The following is a 12527-nucleotide window of genomic DNA, read 5'->3' on the forward strand; positions in this document are numbered from 1 at the left end:
AGGAGTCAGAAGAGGAGACCGCCCTTGTAGTGGCCGGCCTGCTGCTGGTTGACCGTGCCCGTGTTGCAGGAGGCGTAGTGCGAGTTCGTCGCGACGACGCCGCCGAGGACGGATCCGTTGGACCACGGGGCGAGGCAGCGACCGTCGACCAGGGTGCCGTTGACGATGAGAACGCCCTGCTGGGGCGCGTTCACGACAACGGGGGCCGACGAGAAGCCTTCACCGCCCTTGACGGTGGTGGTCTTGCCGTTGCCGTCGTATTCACCGGCAGAAGCAATGCCGGCGCCGGCAACGACGGTGCTGAGGGCGAGGGCCGTGATGACCGCGAACTTCTTGGGCAACTTGGTTCCTTCCTGAATTCACGGTTGCGCACGCTTACGAAAAGGAAACCCGTATATGCACGCATAAGTCACGGCGGGAACAATCAAACGTGGACAGATTCCTTCGGATGGCGCAATGCGGCCTGCCGTTGGTGTGTCCGGCTTAACTTGATTCCCGCAGTGGAACGGATGCCGACATGCCTCCGGCCCACCGGCAGAGTGCGGGCCGGTGGGCCGGAGTGATGGTGCGCGGGTTGCCGAGAACCGGATCAGAGTCTCAGAATTCCGGGGCCAGGGACTCGTACGGTTGCCGGGTCGTCACTTGGGAAGGAGGGAGCCGAAGCCGGCGGCGGTCGGCGCCTTCAGCGGACGGACCTGGACGGAACCGCTGCCCGCCGGGTTCTTCACCGGAATTGTGGGCCGCTTGGCGGTATCCGGGTCCATTCCGTCCAGGTAAACGCCGGACATTCCCCCGGCGTTCTTGCTCTTCTTGTCGAACGCGCTTCCCTTCGCGATCCCACCGTCGCGGGCCAGCCGCGTCACAGTGTCGGCGGCCGGCACGATCGCCGGGCTCACCTTGGACGGGGACATGAGACCGAGCGGACCGGCCGTGATGCCCGATTCACCCGTGGAAGACCCTGTGGCGGCCGCCGCCGTGGCGGCACCGCCACCCACAAGACCCGCACCGATGGCCAACGCCGCAGTGGTGAAAATTGCCTTCTTCATGATTCACCTCGCTTGAAAGTACCTCTGATCCGACGGTTGGAGAACATAGCAGTCCACGGCCCCTGCAAAAGCGACTCGTTGCTCCATACGCGTGAAAAACGCAGGGGTGAAGAATGGAATGCACAGAGGCATTCGGAGGGATTGACATCTGGTCGGCGGATCGCCTGATCGTATGGTGCGTCCGGCTCGATTCGATCGTCTGCGCGAGGTGAATCAGGAAATGCGGCGGGTGACCTACCCTCGCCGCCATGACCATCGACACCGCCACCTTCACGCCGATCTGGTCGGAGGAGTTCGACGCCCCGATCGAATGGGGCGCCACCTGGGTCGGCGACCGGACCAGCGCCTACCGCTACTGCGATCACAACCCGGACGACGACAAACTCGACTGGCTCGACCCCGGCTGTGTGACCGTCTCGGGCGGCGTGGCCACCTTCACCGCGACACCCGCCGACCGCACCCTGCAGAACGGCCTGCGGGCCTGGCGCACCGGGCTGCTCACCACCGAGTACTCCGCCGAGGGTTTCCGGGTGCGGACCGGGGACCATGTCGAGACCCGCGTCAAACTGCCCTCGGGGACCGGCGCCTGGCCGGCGCTGTGGACGTGGAAGGACGGCGGGAACGAGATCGACTCCTTCGAGTACCACCCGGACAACCCGGCTCTGCTGGAGCTGTCCAACCACGCCGACCGCGCGTCGACGTCGAGGTACTACACCGACGCCGACGCGATCGCCCCGGACCGGTGGGTGACCGTCGGCACCACCTACGGCGCGTGTTCCGTCGAGTGGTACGTCAACGGCGAGTGCGTCTTCTCCGACGGCACCGGCGTCGGCGCCGACTGGTCGGCGTACCCGGTCCTGAACCTGTCGCTGAGCGCCGGCCGGTGGCACCCGGCCCCGTGCGACCCGGCGCCGATCACCTTCGCCGTCGACTACCTCCGCGTCTACCGCGAGGCCGCACGGTGGTGACCCCGGCCCCTGCCCCGGACGCCCGACGGACCACGTGCGGCGGCCTCGCGTTCGCCCTGCTGCTGGTGCTCACCGGGGCTGCCGGACTACTGGCCTCCTGGATCATCACCCTCGACAAGTTCAAGCTGCTGGAGGACCCGGACTTCACCCCGGGCTGCAGCCTGAACCCGGTGCTGTCCTGCGGCAGCGTGATGGAGAGCGACCAGGCCGAGGCCTTCGGGTTCCCCAACCCCATGCTGGGTCTGGTGACCTACGCCGTCGTGATCGGCGTCGGCGTGAGCCTGCTGGCCGGAGCCGCCTTCCCGCGCTGGTACTGGCTCACCTTCGAGGCCGGCTGCCTGTTCGGGATCGGGTTCGTCTCCTGGCTGCAGTTCGAGTCGCTGTACCGCATCAACGCCCTGTGCCTGTGGTGCTGCCTGGCCTGGATCGCGACGATCGTGCTGTTCTGGTACCTGACGTCGTTCCTCGTACGAGCCGGCCTCCTGCCCGCGCCGGGCCCGGTGCGGACCCTCTTCGCGGAGTTCACCTGGGTGCTCGTCGTCCTGCACATCGGGGTCGTCGGGATGCTGATCCTGACCCGCTGGTGGGACTTCTGGACGAGCTGACCACTGCACCGTATGGGCGCTTCAGTGGTGACCGTGGGGCGCCCCGGACGGTTACTCGTACGAACAGCCGAACCGTGCGAGGAGTGAGCGATGGCCGTCAGTGCAGACGGAGTGTCGGTGGGTGCGGTGCAGCAGGAGGGCACCCGGGGGAGCACTGAGCCGAGGAGGCGGACACGGCGGGAGGTGGCGCGGCTGCTGCTCGGCTCCGGCGCCGTGGCGCTCACCCCGGTGCTCGCCGCCTCCCGGCCCGTGGAGTCCGCGAACCGGCAGCGGCCCACCGACATCCCCTTCGACGAGACCTACCGCGGCCGCCGGATCCAGGGCGCCCCGCTGCCCATCCAGGGTCTCAGCGCCCTCGGCGCCGACTGGCGTGTCACGGTGGACGGCAATCCGCTGCACCTGATGCGCCGGGCCGACGGCACCTGGCTGAGCATGCTCGACCACTACAGCTGGTACCGGACCCCGCTGGAGGCGACCCGCGCGGCCGTCGACGAACTCGGGCCCCGCCGGCGGCTGCGCGACCTGGCCCCCGGGCCGTTCGGCGGCGGGCACCTGCACGGGGAGGGCCGGCATGGTGTACGTGCGTAAGAACGTGAGCAAGCTGACGGCCAGTGAGAAGCGGCGGTTCGTCGGGGCGCTGCTCGAGGTCAAACGGCGTGGAGAGTACGACGAGTTCGTACGCCTGCACATCAGGCACTTCCGCGGCGACGGCGAGCGAGGCCTGCGGGCCGCCCATATGACGCCCTCCTTCCTGCCCTGGCACCGCATGCTCGTGCTGGACCTCGAGAACGCCCTGCGCCGCGTCGACGACTCGGTGACGGTGCCGTACTGGGACTGGACCAAGAACCGTTCGGCGACCTCGGTGCCGTGGACCGACGATCTGCTCGGCGGGAACGGGCGGCGCGGGGACCGGCAGGTGATGACCGGGCCGTTCGCCTACCGCAACGGCTGGTGGACCATCAGGGCGGGCGTCACCGACGACCGGTTCCTCACCCGGGACCTGGGCCGTGCCCGCAACCCGATCAACCTGCCCACCAAGGCCGATCTGGACCGGGCGCTGAGGGACCCCGTCTACGACGTCTCCCCGTGGGACTCCACGGTCACCAAGGGCTTCCGCAACAAGATGGAGGGGTGGGGCCCCGACAGCAACCCATGGCTCAACCACAACCGGGTGCACCGCTGGGTGGGGGGCGCCATGCTCGGCGGCGGGTCCGTCAACGATCCCGTCTTCTGGCTGGTCCACGCCTTCGTGGACATGCAGTGGCAGCGCTGGCAGCAGCGTCACCGCAACCACCGCTACCTGCCGGCGCGGCCACCGGGCCGCAGCCGCGGCCAGGACGGCCGGATCGTCGCCCGGCACGAGCGGCTGCCCCCGTGGGATGTGACTCCGGACGACCTGGAGGACGTGTCCGAGATCTATCGGTACGCCTGAGGCCCGTCCCGCACGCCCCGCCCCACCCGAAAACCACTCGGCTCCGCGCCCGTCCTCCACTAGCCTCCGGGCATGGCAACCGATCCGACGGAGCAACTGGTCCGACTCTTCGCCGAGGAGATCCGCGTACGCGCCTTCGCCGCCGTGGCGCTGGGCGCGGGGAGCGGCGAGGAGGTCGCCCGGGTGGCGGGGCTGTCCCCGAAGGAGACGGCCGTGGCGCTGCGGCGACTGCGGGAGCAGGGCGTGGTGACGGCCGGGGACGACGGGGAACTGGGCGTCGCGTACGGGCTGTTCAAGGAGTACGCCCGGGAGGCCGCGCAGCGGGAGAGCCGGTCCGACGCCGCCGGCGGCTCGGACTCCGGGGACGAGCGGGCCGACGTGATCCTGCGGACCTTCGTCCGGGACGGGCGGCTGGTCCGGCTGCCCGCGCGGTGGACCCGTAAGAAGCTGGTGCTCAGGTACATCGCCGAGCAGAGCTTCGAGCCGGGCGTGGAGTATCCGGAGCGGACCGTCGACGACAAGCTGCGCGCCTGGTGCGAGGACAGCGACGACATCGACCATGTGACGCTCCGGCGCTATCTGGTGGACCTGCACCATCTGCGCCGGAGCGAGGGCATCTACCGGCGGCCGACCGACCTCGATGACGCCGACGCCGCCTGACCGCCGCACTCAGGGCAGCCGTCGTACCGGTGAACCCGCCAGGTACGCCCGGATGTTCTCGACCGCCTGGCCGTAGTACGTCGCGTAGTTGGCCTGCGAGACATAGCCCAGGTGGGGTGTGGCGAGGAGGCGGGGGGCCGTGCGCATCGGGTGGTCCGCGGGGAGGGGCTCGATGTCGAACACGTCCACGCCGGCGCCCGCGATACGGCCCTCGTGCAGGGCGGTGAGCAGGGCCTCCTGGTCGACGATCGCCGCGCGCGAGGTGTTGACCAGGTAGGCGGTCGGCTTGAGCAGGGCGAGTTCGGGCGCGCCGAGCAGGCCCCGGGTGCGGTCGCTCAGGGCGAGGTGGACGGAGACGAAGTCGCTCTCGGCGAGCAACTCCTCCTTGGAGGCGGCCAGATGGACGCCCACCTCGTCGGCGTACTCCTTGGTCAGGTTCTGGCTCCAGGCGCTGACGTGCATGCCGAAGGCGAGGCCGACCTGGGCCACCCGGCTGCCGATCTTGCCCAGGCCGAGCAGCCCGAGGCGGCGTCCGTGCAGGTCGGCGCCGACCGTGAGCTGCCAAGGGCCGCCGGAACGCAGGGAGTCGCTCTCCTCGACGATGCCGCGGGCGAGGCCGAGCAGCAGGGCCCAGGTGAGCTCGACGGGCGGGGTCGAGGAGCTGGCCGTACCGCACACGGTGACGCCGTGGGCCTCGGCGGCGGCGTAGTCGATGACCGAGTTGCGCATGCCGGAGGCGATCAGCAGCTTCAGCCGGGGGAGACGGGCGAACAGGGAGGCGGGGAAGGGGACGCGTTCCCGCAGGGTGACGACGATGTCGATGTCGGTCAGGGCCGCGGCGAGGGCGTCCTCGTCGGGGAAGTGGGTGGTGAAGGCGACGACCTCCACGTCGTCCGCGAGCGGCGACCAGTCGGCGACCTCGGTCGCCACGTTCTGGAAGTCGTCGAGCACAGCACAGCGCAGCCGCACGGTGGTTCCTTTCCATGGCCAGGTGAACCGACTGTACGGAAGAGGCCCCGGAAGCAGGCGCAGAACAGGACGACCGGTTTGTTTCTGTCTGTGAGTCTGCTAACTCCGCGTCACGGGTGTCGCGGCCGTCGCGGTCGCGGGAGAACTCTCCCGGTACTCCTCGAAGACCCGCTCGCCCCGTTCCGGGGAGAGGTCGAGGGCGGCCAGCATCGCGGGCGTGGAGATGCTCGGCAGGACGTGGCGGAGCAGCACGGAGACGCGGTGGCCGAGGTCGGCGCGGTTGCAGCGGGCCTGCGACATCGCCTGGACGCCGGAGAAGGCACCGGTGAGGAGCTCGGCGGTGTCGGTCACGTCGATGTGCGGCAGGAGTTCGCCCTGGCCCCGCGCCTCGGTCAGGATCTGCTCCAGCTGGTCGCTCCAGGCGCGGAAGGCGGAGTTGCGGTCCAGCTCGCGTGCGCCCTGGTCGAGGGCGAGGGAGACGCCTGCCTGCACCAGCGGATCGTGCTGCAACCGGTAGGCCATGACCATGCCGTGGTCGACGAGCTTCTGCAGCTTGCTCGACCTCTCGGGGAGCCGGTCTGTCGGCATCTGGGCTTCCAGCACGCCGAGCGCGACCTCCTCCTTGGAGGAGAAGTGGAAGTACAGGGCGCCCCTGGTGACCCCGGCGCGGTTGAGGATCTCCTCCACGGTGGCGGAGGCGTAACCACGCTCGCCGAACACCCGGGCGGCCGCCTCCAGGATCGACCGGCGGGTCCTGATCGCTCGGTCCTGCCGGGCCATGAAACCCCCACCATGTGTGCCCACGACATCACGACGCGTATTGAAAAGAAAACCGGATCGCACGTACCTTACCCGCCCGGGCCGGAGCGCCCCGCTCTGGCGAATGCTCGGAGGAAGCCATGGACCGGGTGCAGTCTCCTGACGCAACAGCCCTATTGCATACGGACTTACGGCATACGGACTTATGCCATCCGGACTTACGGCATACGGACCAATGTCATACGGGCCGATGCCATCCGGACTCCTGGCACACGGAGATCAGCGGCGAGCACGTGCACCGGGCGGATCCGCGGGACGCCTTCCCCACCGGATGGCGCCGCCTGGACGACACGCGGTTCCAGGTGAGGGCCCGCTGGCCGGTGCGGCACCGGTTCTTCACCGCCGGATCCGGACGCCTCCAGGACCCGTTGCTGATACCGGAGATACTGCGGCAGAGCACGATGCTGCTGGCCCATGCCGCGTTCGGGGTGCCCGGCGACGCCCGGTTCGTGATGCAGCGCGTGCGGTACGCGACATCGCCGGCCAGGCTCGCGCTCGACGGCTCGCCCGAGGGCGTCGTCGCCTCCATCACCTGCGGCGATGTGCGACGCCGGGGCCGGCGTGCGACGGGCATGCGCAGCAGCATGGTGCTGCGCCGCGCGGGCCGGGTCGTCGCCACCGCCGACGGGCGCGTCGACTGCGTGTCGGAGCGGGCCTACCGTCGGTTGCGCGGGGAGCGGTTGTCCGTGACCGGCCGCCCCGTGCCGCTTCTGCCCGGGCTGCCGCCCGAGGAGGTCGGCAGGACCGACACCGCGGCCGTCGTACTGGCGCCGTCCCCGCGGCCGGGGTCCTGGCGGCTCAGGGTCGACACCGCGCATCCCACGCTGTTCCGGCGGCCGAACGACCATGTGCCGGGCATCGTGCTGCTGGAGGCCGCCCGCCAGGCCGCGACGGCCTTCTCACGCCCCCGGGGCCTCGTGGTCGCCACCGGCATGGACATGGTCTTCTCGCGGTACGCCGAACTGGACAGGCCCTGCTGGATCGAGGCCGGCACCGTGGCCGCGGGCGCCCCCCACCCGACCAGGGTGCGGGTGCGTGGCCTGCAGGACATCGGCGAAGTCTTCCGCTGTACGGTGACGGTCGCGGCGTCGGCGCCCTCCGTGCCGGCCCTCGCCCCCGACGGCCCCAACGACGGGTCCGTCAGCGACCGTTGAGCGCGGCGCTGCGGATCGCAGGCCGAGAGGGAGGACCCCATCGTGTCACCACGCATCCTCGTCACCGGAGGCAGCGGCTTCATCGGGGGCCATGTCGTCGCCGCCCTGAGGGAGTCGGGGAGCGGCGGCACGACGTCATCGGTACGGCTCCTGCTGCGCGAGACGGCGAGTCCGTCACCGGGCGGAGGCCCCGCCGACGGTGCCCTCGCGGCGGACGTCGTACGGGCGGACCTCGCCGACCCGGCATCCCTGCGCGGTGTATGCGACGGCGTCGACGTCGTCCTGCACTGCGCCTCCTGCGTCGACGACGACGAACGGCGCGCCGAGACCGTCAACGACCACGGCACCCGCGCCCTCGTCGAGGAGGCGACCCGCGCCGGCGTGGCCCGCGTCGTCTACGTCAGTACGGCCGCCGTGTACGGCCGGGGTCCCTTCACCGGCGCTCCCGTGGACGGGTTGCCGTACGCGCCGGCCTCACCGACCAGCCGTTCCCGGGCCGCCGCCGAGCGGCATGTGCTGGACGCGGGCGGGGTCGTACTGCGCCCGCATCTCGTGCTCGGGGCCGGTGACCGATGGGTGGTGCCCGGGCTGGTCGCCCTGTTGGGGCTGTTGTCGGCGAGCCTGAAGGAGGGCGCCGCCCGCCACTCCGTCGTCGACGTGCGGGCGTTGGGGCGCGCGGTCGTCGCGGCCGGGCTGTCGGACCGGGAACTGACCGGCGCCCATCACGTCAACCACCCGGAGCCGGTGGACGGTTCGGTACTGCTGGACACGGTGGCCGAGCGGCTCGGTCTGCGGCTGCCGGGCCCGCCCCTGGCCGTCGAGGAGGCCCGGACACGTCTCGCCGGACAGCCGCGCGCGCTGCACCACCTCGGCATGCTCGCCGTGGACCACTGGTTCGCGGACGGCGGTTTCTGGGCCGGCGTCGGCGTCGATCCGGGGGCGGGATTCGGGCAGAGCATGGCTCAACACGCCGTGTGGTACCGGGAGTTCCTGGAGCGCTGACGGGCCCGCTCTCCCTCCGAACATCGTCTTCCGCTCAGTCCCTTCTCGCACAGGGACTTCTGCACACGGGGTCATCGTGGATACCAAATGCGCACTGACAGGCAAGATCGCCCTCGTCACCGGGGCCGGCCGGGGCATCGGCAGAGGCATCGCCGAGCGACTCGCCCGTGACGGTGCGCTGGTCGGAGTCCACTACGGCCACAGCGAGACCGCCGCGCTGGAAGTCGTCGCGGGGATACGCGAGGACGGCGGCCTGGCCTTCCCGGTCGGGGCGGAGCTCGGGGTGCCGGGCGACGCCGACGCCGTCTTCGCGGCCTTCGACGCCGGGCTGCTGGAGCAGACAGAGGGGGCGGTCGACGCCGGGGGCTCGCTGGACATCCTGGTGAACAGCGCGGGCGTGAGCGGTTCGGGGCCGATCGGGGAGTCGGTTCCCGAAGTCTTCGACCGGATGATCGCCGTCAACGCCAAGGCGCCGTTCTTCCTCGTGCAGCAGGCGCTGCGGCGGATGCGGGACGGCGGGCGCGTCATCAACATCTCCTCGCTCGCCACACGGCGCGCCTTTCCCGACTCCGTCGCGTACGCCATGTCCAAGGGCGCGCTGGACACGATGACCCTGTGCCTGGCGAAGGAGCTCGGCGGTCGCGGCATCACCGTCAACACGATCGGGCCGGGGTTCATCGAGACGGACATGAACGCCCGGCGCAGGAAGACCCCCCAGGCACGGGCCGCCCTCGCCGCCCGGTCCGTCTTCGACCGGATCGGCAGGCCCTCCGACGTGGCGGACGTGGTGGCGTTCCTGGCGTCGGACGACTCCCGCTGGATCACCGGGCAGTATCTCGATGTCAGCGGGGGCACGGATCTGTGACGGTGGGCCGGGTGCCGGGTGCCGGGTGCCGGGTGCCGGGTGCCGGGTGCCGGGAGCCCGGGGGGGCAGTAGCACCTCCTGTGCGAGCGGTTGAGGTCCCCGGCCGGTCGATTCACCCCCGAGGCAGATAGCCGTACAGAAAGGCGTGGACGCCGGTCGCCGCGATCTCGTGGATCTCGTCGTCGGAGAGCGCGTCCACGCCCGCCCGGCCCCGGCCCCAGGTGTTGGAGATCAGCACCACGAAGTGCTGGGCGGCCAGTTCGGAGTCCTGCACGTGCAGCAGTCCGCGCTCGGCCAGCCGGGCCAGCCGGGCGGCGAGGGTGCGCTGCACGCGCAGGGGGCCGGCCTTCTGCCAGGCGTCGTGGAGGTCGCCGGGGAAGTTCTCGCCCTCGACGTTGATCCGGGCGGTGATCGCGAAGTGGTCGGTGAACTCCGGGCGCGGCCGCACCCAGTCCTTGGCCAGGCTCACCAGGTCGTCCTCCAGGCCGGCGGCGCTCGACGTGCTGCCGAGGTGGCGCTCGATCATCGCCTCGTGAGCGGCGGCCACCTGCTCCGAGCTGTCGATCAGCACGGTGGCGAAAAGCTGTTCCTTGTTCTCGAAGTGGTTGTAGATCGTGCGCGTCGACACACAGGCCTCGGAGGCGATCACGTCGATGCTCGCGCCCTGGTAGCCGACCCGCCCGAAGACCTTTCGGGAGGCCTCCAGGATGGCCCGCCGCTTCTCCGGGAACCCCTTGCGTGGCCGGTTCTGCCCGCTGTCCGCCCTGGCCATCGTGGTACCTCCTCGTCGATTACAACGACCACTTTACTAGTTGCAATGCACGTTGTACTTTCCCTTCTCGGCACCTCTTTGTTCCCTTGACGAAGGAGTAACCCCGCATGTCCACGGACACCTTGAAGCTCGTCGTCATCCTCGGAAGCGTCCGCGAGGGGCGTTTCGGTGAGGTCGTGACGAACTGGTTCGCCGGGCTGGCCAAGGAGCACAGCGCCTTCGACGTCGAGGTCGTCGACCTCGCCGGGACGGAGCTGCCGCTCAGCCTTCCGGAGATTCCGCCCGCCAGGGCGGCCGAAGAGATACGCCCGGCCGGGATGCTCCCGCTCTCCGCGAAGCTGGCCGCGGCCGACGGGTTCGTCGTCGTGACCCCCGAGTACAACCACAGCTTCCCGGCCTCGCTGAAGGCGCTCGTCGACTGGCACTTCACCGAGTGGCAGGCCAAGCCGGTCGGCTTCGTCTCCTACGGCGCCCAGAGCGGCGGCCTGCGCGCCGTCGAGCAGTTGCGCCAGGTCTTCGCCGAGATGCACGCCGTCACCATCCGCGACGGGGTCGCCTTCCCGTTCTCCTGGGAGGCGTTCGGCGAGGACGGCACGCCGCGGGACACCGAGGGCACGAACGGCGCGGTCAAGGTGATGCTCGACGAACTCGCCTGGTGGGGCACGGCACTGCACGAGGCCCGCGCCAAGTCCCCCTACAACCCGCAGGCCTGAGGCGCTGAGGGGCGGGGGTGCGCGTGCCGCCCTGTCGGGTGATGTCGGGCGATTGCCTGACAGGTGAGGAATGGGTCCGGTAGATGTGTGCGCGTGAACGACTCCACGCCCAGCGAGCCCACCTCCGGGGAAGGCGAGCCCGCCTCCTTCGTCGAGAAGACGAAGAACTGGTACGGGAAGCACAGGACGACGATCCGCGCCGCGTGTGGCGCAGTCGGCGGCGTGGCCGTGGCCGTTGCGATCGTGTTCGCCAGGCAGGCCATGGAGCAGAACGCCACCGAGGATGCCGAGGACACCGAGGATGCCGAGGACACCGGGTCGGCCGACGACTCTGTGGAGGAGGACGAGCGACGGAAACCGCCCGTCAGGCACTCGGTGTCCGGGTACACGAGGAGGCTCGCTGACGGCCGCGAAATTCCTGTATCGGGTTATGAGCGGGGCGGCTCCTCGGAAGACGAAGACGAGGACGAGGACGAGGACGAGGACCCCGGCGAAGCCGCAGCCTGAGCGCGGACGAAGGTCATACCGGCTGGCCCCGGTGGCTTCGGCGTGCGTGGATATGGCCGCTTGAACGGCCTCAGATGCCGTGCGTCAGCAGCGCAACTGGGCTTCCAGCTCGTCACCGGCGAGGCCGGCGGCCAGCTCGGCCTGGTCCTCAGCACCATCGTGCTCTGGACGACCCGTTACGTCGACGCCGCCGTCGCCCAGCTACCAGGCCGAGGGCCACGCGATCCGTGAGGAGCACATCACCCGGCTCTCCCCGCTCAAGCGCCGCAACCTGAACGTGCTCGGCCGCTACAGCTCACCGCCTCGACCCCGGCCGCCGGCGCCCTGCGCCCGCTGCGCGACGCGGACGCGGACGCGCCCGAGCTGGACGAGGAAATCGCAAGCGCCGGTAGGGGAGCTGATGTCAGGCTGCCTGGTCTGTCTGACTAAGCCTTGATTGATGCGGCCGACCTGGCGGCCTGCTCGATCTTCGCGCAGTAGGCCGCACGGGCTTCCTCGTCGATCTGCTGCTCGTGTTCGGGGCGCACCCCGGTCCGGCCGTCGAGGCCCTCGCGCAGGATATCGGCGTGCCCGGCATGCCGGTTGGACTCGCCGAGGACATGGACCAGGACGGCGAACAGGTTCGTGTTGGGATGAGGCTCCGGCCACCACGGCACGTGGCCGGGGGCGTCGAGGGGAAGCTCGTTGATCGTCGCGTCCGAGTGTTCCCACGTGCGCCGGTAGAACTCGATGATCTGATCGCGGGTCTCGTCCTCGGTCGCCCACTGATCGCTGCCGTCGTAATCCTGCCACCGGGACAGCGGTTCCGGGGAAGGGCGGTCGAAGACCTCGCCGAAGTACCTGGCCTCGACGGTGGCCACGTGTTTGACCAGGCCGAGGAGGTTGGTCCCGGTCGCTGTCAAAGGTCGGCGGGCGTCGTATTCGGACAAGCCGTCGAGCTTCCAGAGCAGCGCCTCGCGGTCACGCCGCAGCCTCCCGTGCAGGTTGTCTTTCGCGAATTCATCGATCATGCGGC

General features: G+C 70.1%; 16 protein-coding genes and 1 pseudogene. 11 read left to right on the forward strand and 6 right to left on the reverse strand.

What is annotated here, in order from left to right; genetic code table 11:
- Positions 1 to 5 precede the first annotated feature (5 nt).
- A complete protein-coding gene (locus tag ABD932_RS32435; protein ID WP_345018207.1) occupies positions 6 to 341 on the reverse strand; it encodes a hypothetical protein in 336 nt (111 codons plus the stop codon).
- A gap of 297 nt (positions 342 to 638) precedes the next feature.
- Positions 639 to 1046, reverse strand: coding sequence for a hypothetical protein (locus ABD932_RS32440; protein WP_345018209.1), 408 nt, complete (start codon positions 1044 to 1046; stop codon positions 639 to 641).
- 248 nt (positions 1047 to 1294) lie between these two features.
- Here ABD932_RS32440 and ABD932_RS32445 point away from each other — a divergent pair, with 248 nt between their 5' ends.
- The 5 genes from ABD932_RS32445 (at position 1295) to ABD932_RS32465 (ending at position 4711) form a co-directional block, all read left to right on the forward strand.
- On the forward strand, positions 1295 to 2014 hold the full coding sequence (locus ABD932_RS32445) for a glycoside hydrolase family 16 protein (protein ID WP_345018211.1): 720 nt from the start codon (positions 1295 to 1297) through the stop codon (positions 2012 to 2014).
- Entirely contained in the window at positions 2008 to 2619 is a 612-nt protein-coding gene (locus tag ABD932_RS32450) for a vitamin K epoxide reductase family protein (protein WP_425587546.1), read from the forward strand. The genes ABD932_RS32445 and ABD932_RS32450 overlap by 7 nt, the downstream gene beginning before the upstream one ends.
- Before the next feature lie 90 nt (positions 2620 to 2709).
- Entirely contained in the window at positions 2710 to 3207 is a 498-nt protein-coding gene (locus ABD932_RS32455; protein WP_345018215.1) for a tyrosinase family oxidase copper chaperone, read from the forward strand.
- Positions 3191 to 4051 carry a tyrosinase family protein gene (locus ABD932_RS32460; RefSeq protein ID WP_345018217.1) on the forward strand — a complete coding sequence of 287 codons (861 nt, stop codon included), beginning with the start codon at positions 3191 to 3193 and terminating at the stop codon, positions 4049 to 4051. The genes ABD932_RS32455 and ABD932_RS32460 overlap by 17 nt, the downstream gene beginning before the upstream one ends.
- 72 nt (positions 4052 to 4123) lie before the next feature.
- Positions 4124 to 4711, forward strand: a complete 588-nt coding sequence (locus tag ABD932_RS32465) for a DUF2087 domain-containing protein (RefSeq protein ID WP_345018219.1) — start codon at positions 4124 to 4126, stop codon at positions 4709 to 4711.
- A 9-nt stretch (positions 4712 to 4720) separates the two neighbouring features.
- On the opposite strand, the gene ABD932_RS32470 is transcribed toward ABD932_RS32465, so the two are convergent.
- Positions 4721 to 5680: a D-2-hydroxyacid dehydrogenase family protein gene (locus tag ABD932_RS32470; RefSeq protein ID WP_345018221.1), complete on the reverse strand. Its 960-nt coding sequence runs from the start codon at positions 5678 to 5680 to the stop codon at positions 4721 to 4723.
- 99 nt (positions 5681 to 5779) lie between these two features.
- Positions 5780 to 6460 carry a ScbR family autoregulator-binding transcription factor gene (locus tag ABD932_RS32475; RefSeq protein WP_345018223.1) on the reverse strand — a complete coding sequence of 227 codons (681 nt, stop codon included), beginning with the start codon at positions 6458 to 6460 and terminating at the stop codon, positions 5780 to 5782.
- Between the two features lie 257 nt (positions 6461 to 6717).
- Here ABD932_RS32475 and ABD932_RS32480 point away from each other — a divergent pair, with 257 nt between their 5' ends.
- From ABD932_RS32480 to ABD932_RS32490, 3 genes are all read left to right on the forward strand, one after another.
- Complete coding sequence (locus tag ABD932_RS32480) at positions 6718 to 7653, forward strand: ScbA/BarX family gamma-butyrolactone biosynthesis protein (protein WP_345018356.1); 936 nt, start codon at positions 6718 to 6720, stop codon at positions 7651 to 7653.
- Positions 7654 to 7695: 42 nt separating this feature from the next.
- Complete coding sequence (locus ABD932_RS32485; protein ID WP_345018225.1) at positions 7696 to 8655, forward strand: NAD-dependent epimerase/dehydratase family protein; 960 nt, start codon at positions 7696 to 7698, stop codon at positions 8653 to 8655.
- 76 nt (positions 8656 to 8731) lie between these two features.
- Positions 8732 to 9520: an SDR family oxidoreductase gene (locus ABD932_RS32490; RefSeq protein WP_345018227.1), complete on the forward strand. Its 789-nt coding sequence runs from the start codon at positions 8732 to 8734 to the stop codon at positions 9518 to 9520.
- A 112-nt stretch (positions 9521 to 9632) separates the two neighbouring features.
- Here ABD932_RS32490 and ABD932_RS32495 read toward each other — a convergent pair whose 3' ends face one another.
- Positions 9633 to 10292, reverse strand: a complete 660-nt coding sequence (locus ABD932_RS32495; RefSeq protein WP_345018229.1) for a TetR/AcrR family transcriptional regulator — start codon at positions 10290 to 10292, stop codon at positions 9633 to 9635.
- Positions 10293 to 10399: 107 nt separating this feature from the next.
- On the opposite strand from ABD932_RS32495, the gene ABD932_RS32500 reads away from it, so the two are divergent.
- From ABD932_RS32500 to ABD932_RS32510, 3 genes and pseudogenes are all read left to right on the forward strand, one after another.
- Positions 10400 to 11005 carry an NADPH-dependent FMN reductase gene (locus ABD932_RS32500; RefSeq protein WP_345018231.1) on the forward strand — a complete coding sequence of 202 codons (606 nt, stop codon included), beginning with the start codon at positions 10400 to 10402 and terminating at the stop codon, positions 11003 to 11005.
- Between the two features lie 93 nt (positions 11006 to 11098).
- Positions 11099 to 11512 carry a hypothetical protein gene (locus ABD932_RS32505; RefSeq protein ID WP_345018233.1) on the forward strand — a complete coding sequence of 138 codons (414 nt, stop codon included), beginning with the start codon at positions 11099 to 11101 and terminating at the stop codon, positions 11510 to 11512.
- Positions 11513 to 11641: 129 nt separating this feature from the next.
- A pseudogene (locus tag ABD932_RS32510) lies at positions 11642 to 11941 on the forward strand (Tn3 family transposase); the annotation flags it as partial.
- Here the strand turns inward: ABD932_RS32510 and ABD932_RS32515 are convergent.
- Complete coding sequence (locus tag ABD932_RS32515; RefSeq protein ID WP_345018235.1) at positions 11938 to 12522, reverse strand: DinB family protein; 585 nt, start codon at positions 12520 to 12522, stop codon at positions 11938 to 11940. The pseudogene ABD932_RS32510 and the gene ABD932_RS32515 overlap by 4 nt on opposite strands.
- Positions 12523 to 12527: the final 5 nt, after the last annotated feature.

This window comes from Streptomyces shaanxiensis (genome assembly GCF_039537145.1).
In the GTDB taxonomy this organism is placed as follows: domain Bacteria; phylum Actinomycetota; class Actinomycetes; order Streptomycetales; family Streptomycetaceae; genus Streptomyces; species Streptomyces shaanxiensis.

Excerpts from the sequence above, each read along its gene's own strand:
- ABD932_RS32440 (WP_345018209.1), bottom strand. The coding sequence starts at position 1,046 with ATGAAGAAGGCAATTTTCACCACTGCGGCGTTGGCCATCGGTGCGGGT.
- ABD932_RS32445 (WP_345018211.1), top strand. The coding sequence starts at position 1,295 with ATGACCATCGACACCGCCACCTTCACGCCGATCTGGTCGGAGGAGTTC.
- ABD932_RS32455 (WP_345018215.1), top strand. The coding sequence starts at position 2,710 with ATGGCCGTCAGTGCAGACGGAGTGTCGGTGGGTGCGGTGCAGCAGGAG.
- ABD932_RS32460 (WP_345018217.1), top strand. The coding sequence starts at position 3,191 with ATGGTGTACGTGCGTAAGAACGTGAGCAAGCTGACGGCCAGTGAGAAG.
- ABD932_RS32465 (WP_345018219.1), top strand. The coding sequence starts at position 4,124 with ATGGCAACCGATCCGACGGAGCAACTGGTCCGACTCTTCGCCGAGGAG.
- ABD932_RS32475 (WP_345018223.1), bottom strand. The coding sequence starts at position 6,460 with ATGGCCCGGCAGGACCGAGCGATCAGGACCCGCCGGTCGATCCTGGAG.
- ABD932_RS32495 (WP_345018229.1), bottom strand. The coding sequence starts at position 10,292 with ATGGCCAGGGCGGACAGCGGGCAGAACCGGCCACGCAAGGGGTTCCCG.
- ABD932_RS32500 (WP_345018231.1), top strand. The coding sequence starts at position 10,400 with ATGTCCACGGACACCTTGAAGCTCGTCGTCATCCTCGGAAGCGTCCGC.
- ABD932_RS32515 (WP_345018235.1), bottom strand. The coding sequence starts at position 12,522 with ATGATCGATGAATTCGCGAAAGACAACCTGCACGGGAGGCTGCGGCGT.